Here is a 16,809-nt window from a genome sequence, read left to right on the forward strand (position 1 = left end):
GGACGAAGGATCGGGGCGAACTTTGTCGGCGCGCCGACACGGCGATGTCCCTCTTCTCACCTAGCCTTCGATCGTGGTGAAGCGTGCCTCGTCCCCGAACCGTTCCCGGTCCGCCCACGACCCGTCGGGCAGACCCCGGGCCGGCCGTGGACCGGGAGCGAAGAACCGTACGTCCGGACGACCCACCTCGCACAGCGGGGGCTCCTCGACTCGGAGGAGTAGCGCGGCAGTGCCTGTCCGGGTGCTGCGTGGGATGTGGACGGGAGTAGCACAGGTGGCGGGGAAGACCGTGCGACGCACGGGCAACAAGACACAGAGTTCGACAGGCCGGGCTTCCGGGACGAATGCGAGGGCAAGCGCCAAACCCGCCGCATTGGAGCCGGAATACCGCAGGGACGGCGGAGGGCTGCTGCTCATCGCGCTGGCTGTTGTCGTCGCGGCACGGGAGTGGTGGGGGCTGCCAGGAGGGCTCGGCGATCTCATTCATGCCGTGGTCGCGGGCACCTTCGGCCGGGTTGCCTTCGTCCTGCCGGTCCTCTTCGTCGGTATGGGGGTCCGGGTGCTACGTCGCCCGGACGACATCCACGGAACCAACAGGATCGGCATCGGTATCGGCGCACTCGGGCTCTCCGCCTGTGGCATCGTGCATGCCAGCTTTGGAGTTCCGGTGCCCACGACCGGGTTCGAGCCAGTCCGTGACGCCGGCGGGATGCTCGGCTACATCGTCTCCGCCCCCCTGGTGGTAGGCCTCACGACCTGGGGTGCAGTGCTGCTGCTCCTGCTGCTGGGTTTCTTCGGCATGTTGGTCGTCACCGCGACTCCGGTACATCGGATTCCTGAACGTTTGAACACCGCCTATCACCGGTTGTTCGGGCTGCCCATCGAAGAAGTCTCTCGTCGTCCGCACCCGGCCGGAGTTCGACTCGGAGGTCGGCGTCGTGGCGAACCCGACCCTGATCTTCCCGGCGGACGGGACGGCGACGAGGCTTTCCTCCAAGCAGCCGAGGTCCACCGTGACCGTTCAGCACGTCTTCTCCGGAACCGGCGTCGTGCCGAGGAGGACCAGGAAGTTCCAGAGTCTGACCAGAACGTCAGCCGTCCTGAACGACGTCGTCCCGCAGCCGGCACCCCGGCCACTGCAGCCAGCCAGGCACCTGCGGTGCCTCCGGAGCAGCCTCGACCGCAGGTTCCTGCGGAGAAGACGGAGCTGCCCGCGCCGATCACCGCGCCCTTGCCCCAGCGGGTAGAACAGCTCGCCCTGGCGGGGGACGTGACCTACACACTCCCGGACCCTGCCGTCCTGGAACCAGGGACCCCACCGAAGTCACGTAGCGCGGCCAACGACCGGGTCGTCGAAGCGCTCACCGGTGTCCTCGACCAGTTCGGGGTCGACGCCCGGGTCACCGGGTTCACCCGGGGCCCGACGGTCACCCGATATGAAGTCGAACTGGGCGGGGGCGTCAAGGTCGAGCGAGTCACCGCATTGTCCAAGAACATCGCTTATGCGGTGGCTTCAGCCGATGTGCGCATCCTTTCCCCGATTCCAGGCAAGTCGGCGATCGGGATCGAGATTCCCAACACCGACCGCGAAAAGGTGAGCCTCGGCGACGTCCTGCGCAGTCAGGTGGCGCACAACAACCAGCACGCCATGGTGATGGGTGTCGGCAAGGACGTCGAGGGCGGCTACGTGATCGCCAATCTCGCCAAGATGCCCCACCTTCTCGTGGCGGGTGCCACCGGGGCGGGAAAGTCCAGTTTCGTCAACTCGATGATCACGTCACTGCTCATGAGGTCCACCCCTGACGAGGTCCGCATGATCCTGGTCGACCCCAAACGGGTCGAGCTGACGGCCTACGACGGCATCCCGCACCTGATCACCCCGATCATCACCAACCCGAAGAAGGCCGCGGAGGCTTTGCAATGGGTGGTACGGGAGATGGACGCCCGGTACGACGATCTGGCGGCCTTCGGCTACAAGCACATCGACGACTTCAACAAGGCCGTCAGATCTGGCAAGGTCAAGCCCCTACCAGGATCGGAGCGGGTCATCCAGCCCTATCCGTACCTCCTGGTGGTGGTCGACGAGCTCGCAGATCTGATGATGGTGGCGCCTCGTGACGTCGAGGAGTCCATCGTCCGGATCACTCAGCTCGCTCGAGCCGCAGGAATCCACCTCGTGCTGGCGACCCAGCGGCCGTCCGTCGACGTCGTCACCGGTCTCATCAAGGCGAATGTGCCTTCACGTATGGCCTTCGCGACCTCATCGCTGGCCGACAGCAGAGTCGTGCTGGACCAGCCCGGCGCGGAGAAACTCATCGGGCAAGGAGATGCCCTGTTCCTGCCGATGGGAGCCAGCAAGCCGATGCGAGTGCAAGGTGCCTGGGTCACCGAGTCCGAGATCCACCAGGTCGTTCGCCATGTCACGGAACAGCTGAAGCCGACGTACCGCGAGGACGTCACGGTGCAGGCCGAACGTAAACAGATCGATGAAGAGATCGGTGACGACCTCGAACTGCTCCTGCAGGCGACCGAGCTCATCGTGAACAGCCAGTTCGGGTCGACTTCGATGCTGCAACGCAAATTGCGGGTCGGTTTCGCCAAGGCCGGACGGCTCATGGATCTCTTGGAGACCCGCGGGGTCGTCGGCCCCTCCGAAGGCAGCAAAGCCCGTGACGTGCTGATCAAACCGGATGATCTCCCCGCGACCGTAGCGATGATCAAGGGGGAGGAGATTCCGGCGTCCAATGCTGCCCAGCCCGAGCCTGTCCCCCAGAGCGGGGGGCTCTGATCCGTCGAGGGAGCAGGCTCAGGGGTCCTGATCCGCGGCTCGGCGGGTTCACCCTGCGAGAGGCGCTCCTGTGGCACCCTGCGGTGACCCGTAAAGTGGAGTCATGACCGAATCAGCACAGCTGCGCGATCGTGCGCCCCAGCACGGATCAGTGGCCGTGGTGACCCTCGGGTGCGCCCGCAACGACGTGGACTCCGAAGAACTTGCCGGACGACTGGCTTCAGAAGGATGGCAGCTCGTCACCGATCCGGCCGAAGCCGACGTGGCCGTGGTCAACACCTGTGGTTTTGTCGAGCAAGCCAAGAAGGACTCCATCGACGCGCTGCTGGAAGCTGCCGACCTGAAGCAGTCCGGACGGACCAGGGCCGTGGTCGCCGTGGGTTGTCTGGCCGAACGTTACGGAGAGAAACTCGCGGACGAGCTCCCCGAAGCCGACGCGGTGCTCGGCTTCGACACCTATCGGGACATGTCCAGTCATCTCACGTCGATCCTGGCCGGTGAGCGTCCGGTGGCCCATGTGCCGGTGGATCGTCGGCGCCTGCTCCCGCTGACTCCGGCAGAACGGCAGTCTGCGGCGGCCGAGGTCTTCGTGCCAGGGCATGGCGAAGTCGGCAAAGAGGGGTTGGGTGGCCCGCGGGTACAGCGCGCCCGGCTGGACGGACGGCCGTGGGCCCCGTTGAAGATCGCCAGCGGGTGCGACCGCCGATGCGCGTTCTGCGCGATCCCCAGCTTCCGTGGCTCTTTCGTCTCCCGTCGGCCTTCCGACATCCTGATGGAAGCCGCCTGGTTGGCCGAGCAAGGGGTGAAAGAGCTCTTCTTGGTCAGCGAGAACTCAACTTCCTATGGCAAGGACCTGGGCGATCTACGTCTGTTGGAGTCGCTCCTCCCCGAGCTGGTCGAGGTGGCTGGTGTCGAACGGGTCAGGGTGAGTTATCTGCAGCCGGCCGAGACCCGGCCCGGTCTGATCGAAGCGGTCGTGAACACACCTGGAGTGGCCAACTACTTCGACCTCTCCTTCCAGCACTCCAGCGAGACCGTCCTGCGCCGGATGCGCCGCTTCGGGTCGACAGATTCTTTCCTGTCCTTGATCGAGCAGATTCGTTCGCTCGATCCGACCGCCGGTATCCGCTCGAATGTCATCGTCGGTTTCCCCGGGGAAACCGACGACGACGTCGACGAGTTGATGGGCTTCCTGGAGTCGGCCAGGCTCGATGTGGCCGGAGTCTTCGCCTACTCGGACGAAGACGGCACCGAAGCCGAGACCTATGAGGGAAAGGTCGATCCGGAGCTTGTCGCCGAACGGTACGAGCGGGTGCGTGCGCTCGCTGAAGAGCTCACCGCACAACGCGCCGAGGAGCGGGTGGGCGAACGGGTGACCGTCATGGTCGAAGGCGAGGAAGACGGCGAACTGGTGGGGCGGGCTGCGCACCAGGGGCCGGAAGTGGACGGAATGTGCCTGCTCAGCGGGGAGACCATTGGTCTGAGCGCAGGCGACTTCGTCGAGGGGGAGGTCATCGGATCAGATGGAGTCGACCTCGTCGTGGAGTTGATGTGAACCCTCAGGCCTCGAACACATCGCCGACAGGCGAACCCTCGGCAAGCCAGTCCTCGGTGGCGTCCGGTCCGCAAAATGTCCCACCCAGTCCGTGGAACCTGCCGAATGCGCTGACCGTTCTGCGCATCCTCATGGTTCCGCTCTACGGATGGTTGTTGCTCAGTGAGGGAGGCACGGACACCACTCTGCGATGGTGGGCTTGTGCAGTCTTCGTCCTTGCGATGATCACCGACCGGCTCGACGGCGAGATCGCTCGTGCGAAAGGGTTGATCACCGACTTCGGCAAGATGGCCGACCCTATCGCCGACAAGGCTCTGACCGGGATGGGCTTTATCGGGCTCTCTCTCATCGGTGACTTGTGGTGGTGGGTGACCGGGCTGATCCTCGCCCGGGAGCTCGGCGTCACCCTGCTGCGTTTCGTGGTGATCCGGTACGGGGTCATGGCGGCCAGTAAAGGCGGCAAGTTGAAGACCTTCCTCCAAGCAGTTGCTTTGGGAATGCTCACTGCCCCGGGTGGAGATTGGTGGTTGTGGCTGGCCTACGCGGTCACAGCGGCTGCCACAGTGGTAACCGTCGGCACGGGTGTCGATTACGTGCTCAAGGCGCGAGCCTTGGTCGTGGGGCAATCTCGCGACCGGAAAGTGGGAAGACAGGAATGACGACAGCCGGTGTGGATCGCTCCTCGAATGTGGTCGATGATCTCTGCCTCGCGGCACAGACTGTTGCCACAGCTGAATCCCTCACCGGCGGCTTGGTGGTCGCCAGCCTGATCGATGTCCCAGGCGCATCTGCTGTGGTTCGGGGCGGAATGGTCGTTTACCATCCCGACCTGAAGGTGTCGTTGGCGGGTGTCGACGACATGTTGCTCGCAGTGGGAGGGTCGGTTCAATCCGAGGTGGCCGCGCAGCTGGCGAGAGGAGCCCGTACCCGTTTTCGTGCGACCTGGGGGGTGGGCACCACCGGGGTCGCCGGTCCTGGAGTCTCGGACGGTAACCCTGCGGGGACGGTCTTCATCGCTGTGGACGGGCCAGGAGGAACCACCGTTCGCAGGCTGGAGTTGACCGGAGGTAGGCACCGGGTACGGTTGGCTGCTGTCGACGAGGTCCTGGACCTCCTACGTGAGTGCATCCGTCAGGCGAATGTCCGTTGACAGGCACCCTTGCACATCAACTGAGCGGCGCTCTGGGAACGGGCCGGTTATCCTGACAGTGGCGACATCGACACAGGTCGCTCCCAGCGCCTGCATGAAGCCGATATCCGGTTCCACGGATGATCCGATGATCAAGAGGTACAGGGAGGTAAGCGCATGATCCTGCTCAGGCGGGAGATGGGGGACGCGCTGCGGGAGTGCCGCACCTCCCAAGGGCGGACCCTCAGGGACATCTCCTCCGCTGCTTCGGTCTCTTTGGGATATCTCAGCGAGATAGAACGCGGCGAGAAGGAAGCTTCCTCGGAGCTATTGGCGGCGATCTGTGCGGCATTGTCGTTGCCGATGTCTCAGCTGCTGATCCGGGTCGCCGAGCGCGCAGAGGTGGCTGAACGGTCCTCCGCTCCTGTCGCCTTGCCGCTACCCCGCGAGAGTAACCTCAGGGCTTCTGCGGCGTGAGAACAGCCGTGCCTGGTCACCCCCGGAATGGCGGATCAGACAGGGGAGGGCCTGCGTTCAGGCCCGGGGAACAAGAGGGACGCCTGGTCTTCCGATGACCTGACGGGTGTCGTAGAAGAAAGGAACGGAAATGCTCCCCCCTGCCGTGGTGATCACCATGATGGTGTGGCCAAGAGCTCCGGGCGGGGTCTGGATCACCAACGAATTCTCCGAGGACGACAGCGTGGACGCTTGGCGCCCGCCGATCGTCACCCGGCCTCCGGCGAGGCCGTTGCCGCTCACGGCGATCACGTCTCCTCCTGCGGATCGTGCACCAGCAGGGTTCACCGATTCCACGGTGGGCGGGGCTGTCTGTGTGGGGCGGACGGCGTCCACCGCGCGCCATGCATCCACGATGCCTGCGCCGAAACCGCTGCCTCCTGAGGCGAAGGGCGTGACGCTGGAGACCAGGGCTGAACGGACCTGGGCAGGGGTCAAAGAGGGGTTCACCGACCACATCAGGCTGGCTATCGCTGACACATGAGGTGTGGCCATTGACGTGCCATAGCGGGAGGTATACGTCCATCCAGCAGGATCGAACGAACGGCCGGACGTATTGCCCAGCCCCCAGATAGCGGTTCCCGGTGCAGACAGGGCGACGGCACTTCCGGAGTTGGAGAAAGTGGCTCCGGTCCGCTCTTGGTTCGAGGCCGCTACGGTGAGCACTCCACGACAGTTGGCGGGGCTGTACCGGGAGACGTCGCTCCCGTCATTGCCTGCTGCGACGACCACCAGTGCACCTCGTGCCGTTGCCAGGTCGATCGCGCTCTGTTCGGTGGGGCTGCACACGCCAATCCCACCGAGGGAGAGGTTGATGATCTTCGCCGGGTGTGCATTGGCCGGGACCCCTGGAACCGGGCCGCCTGCTGACCAGACGATCGCATCGGCCACATCGCTGTCAGTACCACCGCATCGACCCAATGCGCGCACCGGCAGTATCCGTGCTCCTGGGGCGACCGAGGCCACTCCGAGGCCGTTGCCGGTGAGCGCGGCGATGGTGCCTGAGACGTGCAGACCGTGCCACGAAGACGATGTGGGGTTGGGGTCGTCGCACATTCCCCAGCTGTTCCAATCCCCGGAGTCGGTCGGGTCGGCGTCCCGCCCGTTGCCGTCGAGGGAGTAAGCGGCATCGCTGATGAAGTCGTAGCCGGGGAGGAAACGACCTTGGATATCGGGGTGGGGCAGAGACCCGGTGTCGATGACTGCCACGGTCGTCCCACTGCCGTCGCTGATCTTCCACGCGTCGGGTACCCGGATGGCCGGAAGGTCCCACTGTGCAGGGTAATAGGGATCGTCGGGGTCCGCTGAGATGGTGAACCTGCGCTCGGGCACGGCGTATTCGACTCCGGGTCGGGAGGCCAGCGCTCGAGCTGCGGAGGCCGCCTCCCCGTCGACCTCGATGACCATCGCTCCGGTTGCTGTGCGGCGAGCGATATCGACCTTGGTGCCGACCTCAGCGGCCGCAGCCATGAGTCGAGACTTCTCCTCGACTGCGGTACCTGCCGACCGGGTCAGTTTGAGGACGACACGGCCGGTGTACTTCGGCTTGTCGACCGGGCGCGTCGACGCTCGAGGTCGGTTTGTGGAAGATGAGGCGATGCCTGTCGCGAGATTTTCTCCGTCGTACCCATTCGCTTCCTCCCCATTCGTTTCCTCGGGGGCTTGGACCAAGGGGAAATCGACCTGCTGCGGTCGTGCGGGCCCTGCGGAAACTGGTGCGGACAGGACAGCCTGCCCGAGCGCGGGAGAAGGAATTTCTGCTGCATCCCCGGCAACCCAGAACACGGGGACGACCAGGAGGGTGCTCCCCAGCGCCGCCGAGGTGAGTGATCGACGCAGCGACATGACCGCTCCTTCCGCGGCGCAGGCCGCCAGGACTACCCGTGGTGGGCCTCACCCGGTGCCGTGCTCCCATCGTCCTGAGCGTGACGAAACTGAGCGACAAACCCCGTGATCAGTCACATTGTGATCGATCTCATGGCTGATTAGTCGGATATTTTCGGATGTGTCGTCGCTCCTGCCCGCTCTGGAGAAGACATGAATGCCGGATCAGCGGCGTAGCCGCAATCCTTTCGGCGTGGCTCGAAAACCGGCCTCCAGGAGTACCTGGACCATGACGTGGTCAGAGCCCAGCGCAGGCCGGCCGTCCACGTGCTCGACCTGCCCCAACTCGAACCGGCCGGAGCGCACAAGGGCGGCCAGGGCCCGGGCCGCAGCAGTCAGCGCAGAGGACCGTGCCGTATAGGTGATGAGCTGCTGCCCTGCTCGTTCGACATACAGCACCAACTCGCCCTCGATGAGCACGACCGAAGAACCTGCCTTGCGTGGCGATCTGACAGCCACCCCTGGATCGGCAGGTCTTGGCCACGGCAGAAATGTCCCGTAAGGATTCGCCGGATCGGTGGCTGCCAGGACGAGGACCTCCTGGGGGTGGGCGACCCGGTCTGTTCGCCGAGCGATTGCTCGCAAACGCTCTACCGCTGCAATCACTGCGAACTGCGAAGCGCCTAAACCGTCGACGAAGTATCCACGCCTCACCTGCCCGGCTTCCTCCGCTGCGGACAACACCCGATAGATCGGAGCGAAACCACCGACTGTTCCCTCCGCGCGCGCGGAAGCGCTTCACTGACGGTGACCCTACGGTGTCGGTACCGTCTGTTCCCTCCGCGCGCGCGGAAGCGCTGGTGACCAGGCCGTAGCGGGCCAGGAGCATCTCGGTAGTGGCATAGGCGCGACGAGTGGGATCGGGATCGGTCTCGGGCAGTGCCGTCCAGTGGCCGACCCCGGTGGCTGGAACCGGTGCGGTCGGTGGCCGATGGTACGCCCCGACGCGGGAATACCCGCCCGATAGCTCACCGAACGGGCGGCGTCCTCGCCGCATCGTGCGGACCTTGTTCGCCTGCCGGGAAGTCCTTGTCGCTGGCGGCTTGGCTCGAAGGCGGGCGCGTATCGGTGCGAAGCTGTCGTTGGTGACTTTCCCGGACCAGACCAGGTGCCACAGCGTCTCCAGGAGTTCTTGGTCCGAGGCTTCGCCGAGTTGTGAGGACAAGGCACGGAAAGGGAAGGACCCTCCTCCGGACAGAATGCGGAGCACGCGGTCGCCGAGGACGGCTCCATCGTTCTGCGGTGTCGCCGGGGGCAGAGCCAGGGTGAGCGGGGCCACCTCTGAGGGGTGCCAGGAGACCCATCCGTTCCGGGAAGCTCCGCCGTGGCCTTGCCAGAGCACCTGGCGTGAGGTCGCTACTTCCTCGAGATCCTCGGAACGGTATCCGGACACCCGGGACGGGAAGATCCAGTCCTCCCAGACGGCTGAGGGGAGGGCTAAGCCGGCAAGTTGGTCGATGACCTGCAGTACGCCCTCAGGGCCGTGTGTCTTCCCGCCGACCGACTGCCAGGCGGGGAGGAAGCGCCCCATCGTGTGCTGAGGTAGCGGGGCCACTTCGGCGCGCAGTGCGGCTGCGGAGCGGCGACGGAGCACACCGATGACCTCGATATCGGCATAGTCCGGTGGCATCGGTTCAGCTGAAGACCGTTGGCCTTTCTCCTGGGGGTGGAGTTTGCCTCGACGTAGCCGACCTTCGGCGACCAGCCGGTCCAGGACCTCGGCCGCGGCGGCGGCGCCGATCCCGAGCCAGGCGGAGGCCTCTGCGGCGGTGAATAGTGCGCGGGACCGGGCGTAGCGGGACATCAGGTCGCCGAGTGGGTCGTCGACGGGGCTCAGGAGCGTCGGTGGTAACCAGTCGGGCAGAGCGGTGCCGAGTGCATCGCGGAGGCGTGCCGCATCTTCCACGACGATCCACCGCGGTCCGTCGACCAACCGGATCTGTACCGTTCGGTGGGCTGTCGCCAATTCTTCGAGCCAACGCTCGACTCGGTGTCGAGCTGTGGGCGTGGTCCGGTTGCGGAGCCAGTCGCTGGTGACCGGACCGAATCTGCGGATCGTTTCGGCGATGTCCTCCAGGCCGCGGCAGTGTCGTTCCGGGGTCGCCTGTTGGCGTTCCTGGTCAACGGCGGAGACCACCGTAGGGTCGAGCAGGTCGGACAGCGGGATCGGCTGTTCTCCGCCGAGAAGGTCGGACAGCAGCTCGCTGTCGAGCCCGGATGCGGCCATTCTGCGTTCGGCTGAGGGGGCATCGCTCTCGTAGAGCGAACTGGCGACTCGGTCGAAGAGCAGGTTCCTGGCGTAGGGGGAGGCCGAGCGGGTCTGTACTTGATGGAGGACGATCGTCCCCGCTTTGATGCCATTCATCACGTCGATCAGTGCCGGGACGTCGAAGACATCCTGGACGCATTCTCTGACGGCCTCGGAGATGATGGGAAAGTCAATGAACCTACTGGCGATGTCGAGTAATTGGCTCGATCGGTGACGTTGCTGCCATAGTGCTTGGCGTCGTCCGGGAAGTGGCTTGGGCAGCAGCAGGGAACGCGCTGCGCATTCCCGGAACCTCGCGGCGAAGAGTGCAGATCCTTCGACCTGATTGGCGACCGACTCCATCACCTCCTCCGGTTCGATGATCAGGAAGGGGAGAAGATCGAAGCGATCCGTTCGCTCCGGGAGCAGACCCGAGGCGCCAGGATCACTGTCGGGCAATCGCAGGACGATACCGTCGTCATGATGGGTCAGGTGGGCGTCGACCCCGAAGTGCGAGCGGAGACGATCTGCGATCAGCAGAGCCCACGGGGCGTGCACCTGAGCCCCGTAGGGGGTGTGTACGACGACCTGTCGGTCCCCGAGTTCGTCCTGGAAGTGTTCGACGACGACGGTGTGATCGTCGGGTAACAGACCAGTGGCCTGCTGCTGTTCCTCCAGGTAGGAGACGAGGTTCTCCGCGGCGTAGATGTCCAGGCCCCCTTCCCGGACCTGGCGGAGTGCCGTGTCGCGGTCGAGGTTCGAGATCTCCCGGGCATAAGCACCGATCGCGGCGCCGAGTTCCGCAGGACGCCCGGCGGAGTCGCCCTTCCAGAAAGGAAGTCGTCCGGTCGATCCCGGTGACGGTGAGACGACCACCTGGTCATGGGTGATCTTCTCGATCCGCCAGGTCGAGGTGCCGAGGGTGAGGAGGTCGCCGACGTGGGACTCGTGGACCATCTCTTCGTCGAGTTCTCCGACCCGCCTCCCGCTGCCCTCTCCGGCGAGGAAGACGCCGTACGTTCCCCGGTCGGGGATCGTGCCGCCGCTGGTGACCGCGATCCGCTGGGCGCCTGGCCGAGCTGTGAGTCGGTCAGTGGTGCGGTCCCAGGTCAATCTGGGGCGTAAGGTGGCGAAGTCCTCGGCCGGATAGCGTCCGGAGAGCATGTCCAAGACTGCGGTGAGTGCGTGGCGGGACAAGGTGCGATAGGGCGCAGACCTGGACAGCAGAGCATGCGCGTCCTCGACGGACCAGTCGTCCATGCAGACCATGGCGACCAGCTGCTGCGACAGGACGTCCAAGGAATTGCGCACGATGCGCAGGGTTTCGATCCGACCGCTGAGCATCAAGGAAACGACGACCGCACTCTGCAGGAGGTCGCCGCGATGGCGGGGGAGGACGACCCCGGTGGAAATCGCACCAGCCCGGTGTCCTGCTCGACCGATGCGTTGGAGTCCTCCGGCGACACTGGGTGGCGATTCGACGTGGACGACCAGGTCGACCGCGCCCATGTCGATGCCGAGCTCGAGACTGCTGGTCGCCACGACGGCAGGGAGCTTCCCCGATTTCAGGTCGGTTTCGATGGCTGCGCGAAGCTCTTTGCTGACCGATCCATGATGTGCCCGAGCAAGGAGCGGAGCCGCGCCACGGGAGACGTTGGTGGGGGAGGAGACCGTGTGCAACCCCGCTGGGGGAAGCTCGGAGGCGACATCGGCTTGATCTTCGCCCAGTTCGTTGATCCGGGCGGTGAGACGCTCCGCCTGACGGCGACTGTTGGTGAAGACGATGGTGGAACGGTGTGCGGCGATGAGTTCGACGAGGCGGTTCTCCACATGCGGCCAGACTGAGGTACGCCGAGGATCGGCGGGGCCTGAGGTGACCTGGTCCGGCCCGGGTTCTCCGGGGTCGGACAGACGAGGAACCGGGACGACGATGCTCAGATCCCATCGCTTGCGTTCCTCCGAGCAGATGATCCGTACCGGTCGATCACCGGCCAGGAAACGGCCGACTTCTTCCGCCGGACGTGCCGTGGCGGAGAGTCCGATGCGTTGTGCAGGCGTCTCGAGGAGGGCATCGAGCCTTTCGAGGGTCAGCGCCAGATGCGCACCTCGTTTAGTTCCTGCGACGGCATGGATCTCGTCGATGATCACGGTGCTGACCCCACGTAGTCGGTCCCGCGCCTGCGAGGTCAGGAGAAGGAAGAGGGACTCGGGGGTGGTGATCAGGACGTCAGCGCCTTTCTTCACGAAGGCACGTCGCTCGGATCCCGGCGTGTCCCCGGAGCGGACGCAGACGCGAACGTCGGCTCGGGGGAGGCCGAGCTTTTCGCTGTGCTGGCCGATTCCGGTCAGCGGAACACGGAGATTGCGTTCGATGTCGGCGGCAAGGGCTTTCAACGGCGAGACGTAGAGGACACGGCATTGTCGCGTCGAATCATGTCGAGGAGGATTCCGTTGCAGATCGTCCAGGGACCACAGGAAAGCCGAGAGCGTCTTGCCTGATCCGGTTGGCGCGATCACCAGGGTGTGCGTACCGGTACGGATGGCCGACCAGGCCTGGGTCTGTACGGAGGTGTGCGCGGCGAAGGTTTCGCGGAACCATCTCGTGGTCGCAGGGGAGAACCCGCTCAAGGGATCGGGGTCGGCGTCCATGGCGTTCTTCAGCCTGGCACAGGACTGCGGTCGTGTACAGGAAGCCATCGCAGCGCATGTTTGACTGGACGGGTGCGACTCTCTGATTTCTGGCGACTCATGGACGACGAGTTCGGCTCGGCGCGGGGGCGGATGTTGGCCGAGAACCAGGCCTTGTCCGCCTTGGGCAGCTTGACTGGCTCCGCAGCGCTGGAACAGGGGGTCCCGGTGCGGGATGTCTGGACTGCGGTCTGCGAGGAGATGCAGGTTCCTCCGGAGCGTCGGTGGGGCAAGGAGCGCCCTCGTCGTCGATAGTTGTCCCGGAGGACGGCCACGGCGCATGTCCACGACCTCAATCGATCGAACACCTGTTCGGTTAAGCTGTGTCCACAGGGGTGGGGTTGTCGGCGTATTCGTACACAGGTGATTCCTGGGTGTGCAGCTGTGTCGGAGCCTGCCTCTAACGTCTGACCGGATGGTGACGCCTGGGTGTGTCCCCTCACGGTCGAAGGTAGACGGCCGAATCGATGATGAGCAGATGGGTGGGTGTGAGATGGCTGCTGCGGCAGACCAGAAGTTGAAGTCACTCGACACGGTGATGGCGCAGATCGAGAAATCGCACGGCAAGGGCGCAGTGATGCGGCTGGGTGACGACGTCCGCCCGCCGATCGAGGTCATTCCCACCGGGTCGATCTCGTTGGACGTGGCCCTCGGTATCGGAGGCCTTCCGCGGGGCCGGATCGTGGAGATCTACGGTCCGGAGTCGTCGGGCAAGACGACGGTGGCTCTGCACGCTGTGGCGAATGCGCAGAAGAACGGCGGCATCGCGGCCTTCATCGACGCCGAGCACGCCCTCGACCCGGAATATGCGAAGAAGCTCGGGGTCGACACGGACGCTCTCCTGGTCAGCCAGCCGGACACCGGCGAACAGGCTCTGGAGATCGCTGACATGCTGATTCGCTCCGGCGCTCTGGACATCATCGTGATCGACTCGGTGGCGGCGCTGGTCCCTCGAGCCGAGATCGAGGGCGAGATGGGTGATTCCCACGTCGGGCTGCAGGCTCGGTTGATGAGCCAGGCCCTGCGGAAGATCACCGGTGCCTTGAACAGCACCGGAACCACTGCGATTTTCATCAACCAGTTGCGCGAGAAGATCGGTGTGATGTTCGGCTCGCCGGAGACCACCACCGGTGGTAAGGCCTTGAAATTCTATGCTTCGGTGCGCTTGGACGTCCGTCGCATCGAAACCTTGAAGGATGGTTCGGAGCCGGTCGGTAACCGGACCCGCTGCAAGGTGGTCAAGAACAAGGTCTCGCCCCCCTTCAAACAAGCCGAATTCGACATCATCTATGGCCAGGGCATCTCTCGTGAGGGTGGTCTGATCGACATGGGCGTGGAGCACGGATTCGTCCGTAAGTCGGGGGCCTGGTACACCTACGACGGCGATCAGCTGGGCCAGGGCAAGGAGAACGCCCGCAACTTCCTCCGCGACAACCCGCAGTTGACTGACGAGCTGGAGCGCAAGATCAAGGGCAAACTCGGTATCGGTCCGGTTCTGACCCAGGAAGCACCGCAGGCCGCTCCTGCTGAACGGCAGAACACGTCCCCGGCTCGCGGCGCAGGCCGTGGCCGTCGCAAGGCTGAGAACTCGATGGCAGATGCCCCTGTCTCCTTCTGAGGAAGACGATCTGACCACGCGTCAGGAGATCGCTCGGCGTGTTCTGGCTGAGGCAGAGGCTTCGGCCAGAACACGCCGATCCGCGCTTCGCCCGGTCCTACCGGAATCCGACGCAACTGTTTTCGGCGAGCCGGATATGTCGCCGGACGAGGGCAGTGCCGACAGCGGAGGAGGCATGTTCTCTTCCGGCGGCCGGTCACCGGAGGAGAACGCGCGGAGCATCGTTCTACGTCAGCTGAACAGCGCGCCGCGCACCCGGGCGCAACTCGAACAGGCACTGAGCCGTCGAGGTTGTGACGAGGACGTGGCCAGACGGGTCCTGGACCGTTTCCAAGAAGTCGGTTTGATCGACGACGAGGCCTACGCGGGCATGTTGGTACGTAGCCAACGGTCGAACCGCAGCCTCGCCCGGCGAGCATTGCGGGTCGAGCTGCGCAAGAAAGGGGTTCCAGACGCCTTCGTCGAATCGGCGTTGGCAGAGGTCAGTGACAGCGACGAACAGGACGAAGCAAGGAAGGTCGTCGAGAAGCGGCTACGGACGATGCGAGGACTCCCTCGGGAGACCCAGGCTCGACGACTGGCCGGGGTACTTGCCCGTAAGGGGTATCCGGGCGAGATCGCTTACAGCGTGATTCGCCGAGCCCTTGAAGACCTGCCTGAACACCGACGCGACTAGGGAAAGCTCCGGGGCCCCTATGAGATGGTCGCTGTCGGACGAGCAGGATAAGACGGCAGCGGGGCCCACACCGTACTCTGGATAGTCGTCGCCGCGCTGCCCCATCGAGTGCCGTCGACGTACCCGCCCATAGTCCACACGCCTCCTTCGGAAAGTAGCCGTGACGAAGACCTACGACGTACGTACCCACGGGTGCCAGATGAATGTCCACGACTCCGAGCGACTCGCCGGTCTCCTCGAGACGGCCGGTTATGTCGACCTCGCCAGTTTGCCTGATCAGGACCGACCAGAAGTCGCCGACGTCGTGGTGTTCAACACCTGTGCCGTACGAGAGAACGCCGACAACAAGTTGTACGGCAACTTGGGGCAACTGCGCCCTGCCAAGCAGCGTAATCCGCAGATGCAGATCGCCGTCGGTGGATGCATGGCGCAGAAGGACCGGGAACTCATCGTCCAGCGTGCGCCGTGGGTCGACGTCGTCTTCGGCACACACAACATCGGGAGCCTGCCTGCGCTCCTCGATCGTGCTCGCCACAACAAACGCGCCGAGGTGGAGATCTTCGAGGCTCTGCAGGCCTTTCCCTCGACGCTGCCGACCCGACGGGATTCCACCTACTCGGGTTGGGTCTCGATCAGCGTGGGCTGCAACAACACCTGCACCTATTGCATCGTTCCTGCCCTACGTGGCAAGGAACAGGACCGGCGCCCAGGGGACATCCTGGCGGAGGTACGGGCCCTGGTGGAACAGGGGGTGATCGAGGTCACGCTGCTGGGACAGAATGTCAACACCTACGGTGTCGAATTCGGGGATCGTGGGGCCTTCGGCAAGCTGTTGAGGTCCTGTGGGCAGATCGAGGGTCTGGAGAGGCTCCGGTTCACCAGTCCGCATCCGGCGGCCTTCACCGACGATGTGATCGAGGCGATGGCCGAGACGCCCACGGTGATGCCTCAGCTGCACATGCCGCTCCAGGCTGGGTCGGACAGCGTTCTGCGGGCGATGAGGCGTAGCTATCGCAGCGACCGTTTTCTGCGGATCCTCGACCGGGTCCGGGAACAGATCCCGGAAGCAGCTATCACGACCGACATTATCGTGGGCTTTCCTGGGGAGACGGACGCAGACTTCGACGAGACCATGCGGGTGGTTGAGCAAGCGCGCTTCGCCAGCGCTTTCACCTTCCAGTACTCGATCCGTCCGGGAACTCCAGCGGCGACGATGGACGGTCAGGTTCCCAAAGCGGTCGTGCAGGAACGCTTCGAACGTCTGGTCGCTCTACAGGACGAGATCTCCTGGCAGGAGAATCGCAAGGTGGAGGGACGAACTGTTTCCGTCCTGGTCGCGCCCGGAGAAGGGCGCAAGGACGGGCAGACGGATCGGATGTCCGGCCGGGCAGAGGACAACCGTCTGGTGCACTTCTCGGTACCGCAGGAAGCGCGGGAGGCCGGCGATCTGGCACGCCCGGGTGACATCGTGGAGGTCGATGTCACCTATGGTGCGCCGCACCATCTCGTGGCTGACGGGGCCTTGTCCGGTGGCACCTACCGGGTGCGGCGGACCCGCGGCGGCCAGGCTTGGGCGGATTCGCAGGAAAACCCGGTCAGCGGCCGACCCATGGTCTCGTTGGGGATCCCACGCATCGGTGCCCCGCCGAAGGCTGAGGCCACTCCGTGCGGGTGCGACTGACTTTCGGGAACGGGGCCCGAGGCCGG

The 16,809-nt window shown here is 64.8% G+C and carries 11 protein-coding genes and 1 pseudogene; 9 read left to right on the plus strand and 3 right to left on the minus strand.

The window, feature by feature from the left end; translation table 11 throughout:
- Window positions 1–253: 253 nt before the first annotated feature.
- The 5 genes from DX923_RS07065 to DX923_RS07085 all read left to right on the plus strand — a co-directional run bounded on the left by DX923_RS07065 (window position 254) and on the right by DX923_RS07085 (window position 5,949).
- Window positions 254–2,788: an FtsK/SpoIIIE family DNA translocase gene (locus DX923_RS07065; RefSeq protein ID WP_116116207.1), complete on the plus strand. Its 2,535-nt coding sequence runs from the start codon at window positions 254–256 to the stop codon at window positions 2,786–2,788.
- Window positions 2,789–2,891: 103 nt separating this feature from the next.
- The gene (rimO, locus tag DX923_RS07070; protein WP_116113704.1) at window positions 2,892–4,343 is read left to right on the plus strand and encodes a 30S ribosomal protein S12 methylthiotransferase RimO; all 1,452 of its coding nucleotides are present in this window, start codon (window positions 2,892–2,894) and stop codon (window positions 4,341–4,343) included.
- Window positions 4,340–5,002, plus strand: coding sequence for a CDP-diacylglycerol--glycerol-3-phosphate 3-phosphatidyltransferase (pgsA, locus tag DX923_RS07075; protein WP_116113706.1), 663 nt, complete (start codon window positions 4,340–4,342; stop codon window positions 5,000–5,002). Before rimO ends, pgsA begins: the two co-directional genes overlap by 4 nt.
- Window positions 4,999–5,493, plus strand: coding sequence for a CinA family protein (locus DX923_RS07080; protein WP_116113708.1), 495 nt, complete (start codon window positions 4,999–5,001; stop codon window positions 5,491–5,493). The genes pgsA and DX923_RS07080 overlap by 4 nt, the downstream gene beginning before the upstream one ends.
- Before the next feature lie 156 nt (window positions 5,494–5,649).
- Complete coding sequence (locus DX923_RS07085; protein WP_116113709.1) at window positions 5,650–5,949, plus strand: helix-turn-helix domain-containing protein; 300 nt, start codon at window positions 5,650–5,652, stop codon at window positions 5,947–5,949.
- 57 nt (window positions 5,950–6,006) lie between these two features.
- Here the strand turns inward: DX923_RS07085 and DX923_RS07090 are convergent, their stop codons facing one another.
- The 3 genes and pseudogenes from DX923_RS07090 to DX923_RS07095 form a co-directional block, all read right to left on the minus strand.
- A complete protein-coding gene (locus tag DX923_RS07090) occupies window positions 6,007–7,833 on the minus strand; it encodes a S8 family serine peptidase (RefSeq protein WP_116113711.1) in 1,827 nt (608 codons plus the stop codon).
- Window positions 7,834–8,037: 204 nt separating this feature from the next.
- Entirely contained in the window at window positions 8,038–8,556 is a 519-nt protein-coding gene (locus DX923_RS17130) for an Lhr family helicase (protein ID WP_430732301.1), read from the minus strand.
- 655 nt (window positions 8,557–9,211) lie between these two features.
- Window positions 9,212–12,817: pseudogene (locus DX923_RS07095) on the minus strand (DNA glycosylase AlkZ-like family protein); the annotation flags it as partial.
- 24 nt (window positions 12,818–12,841) lie between these two features.
- Here DX923_RS07095 and DX923_RS07100 point away from each other — a divergent pair.
- The 4 genes from DX923_RS07100 to miaB all read left to right on the plus strand — a co-directional run bounded on the left by DX923_RS07100 (window position 12,842) and on the right by miaB (window position 16,783).
- Entirely contained in the window at window positions 12,842–13,063 is a 222-nt protein-coding gene (locus DX923_RS07100; protein ID WP_116113713.1) for a DUF3046 domain-containing protein, read from the plus strand.
- A gap of 238 nt (window positions 13,064–13,301) precedes the next feature.
- Window positions 13,302–14,426 (plus strand): recombinase RecA, encoded by a 1,125-nt coding sequence (gene recA, locus DX923_RS07105; protein ID WP_162873108.1) that lies wholly within the window; start codon window positions 13,302–13,304, stop codon window positions 14,424–14,426.
- Between the two features lie 175 nt (window positions 14,427–14,601).
- Entirely contained in the window at window positions 14,602–15,102 is a 501-nt protein-coding gene (locus DX923_RS07110) for a regulatory protein RecX (protein ID WP_205413115.1), read from the plus strand.
- Between the two features lie 199 nt (window positions 15,103–15,301).
- Window positions 15,302–16,783 carry a tRNA (N6-isopentenyl adenosine(37)-C2)-methylthiotransferase MiaB gene (miaB, locus tag DX923_RS07115; protein WP_240322823.1) on the plus strand — a complete coding sequence of 494 codons (1,482 nt, stop codon included), beginning with the start codon at window positions 15,302–15,304 and terminating at the stop codon, window positions 16,781–16,783.
- Window positions 16,784–16,809: the final 26 nt, after the last annotated feature.

The organism is Austwickia chelonae, assembly GCF_003391095.1.
GTDB classification, from domain to species: Bacteria; Actinomycetota; Actinomycetes; order Actinomycetales; family Dermatophilaceae; genus Austwickia; species Austwickia chelonae_A.

Bases quoted from the DNA above. Each gene is read 5' to 3' on its own strand.
- DX923_RS07065 (WP_116116207.1), top strand. From the start codon at position 254: ATGTGGACGGGAGTAGCACAGGTGGCGGGGAAGACCGTGCGACGCACG.
- rimO (WP_116113704.1), top strand. From the start codon at position 2,892: ATGACCGAATCAGCACAGCTGCGCGATCGTGCGCCCCAGCACGGATCA.
- DX923_RS07080 (WP_116113708.1), top strand. From the start codon at position 4,999: ATGACGACAGCCGGTGTGGATCGCTCCTCGAATGTGGTCGATGATCTC.
- DX923_RS07085 (WP_116113709.1), top strand. From the start codon at position 5,650: ATGATCCTGCTCAGGCGGGAGATGGGGGACGCGCTGCGGGAGTGCCGC.
- DX923_RS07090 (WP_116113711.1), bottom strand. From the start codon at position 7,833: ATGTCGCTGCGTCGATCACTCACCTCGGCGGCGCTGGGGAGCACCCTC.
- recA (WP_162873108.1), top strand. From the start codon at position 13,302: ATGGCTGCTGCGGCAGACCAGAAGTTGAAGTCACTCGACACGGTGATG.
- DX923_RS07110 (WP_205413115.1), top strand. From the start codon at position 14,602: ATGTTCTCTTCCGGCGGCCGGTCACCGGAGGAGAACGCGCGGAGCATC.
- miaB (WP_240322823.1), top strand. From the start codon at position 15,302: ATGAATGTCCACGACTCCGAGCGACTCGCCGGTCTCCTCGAGACGGCC.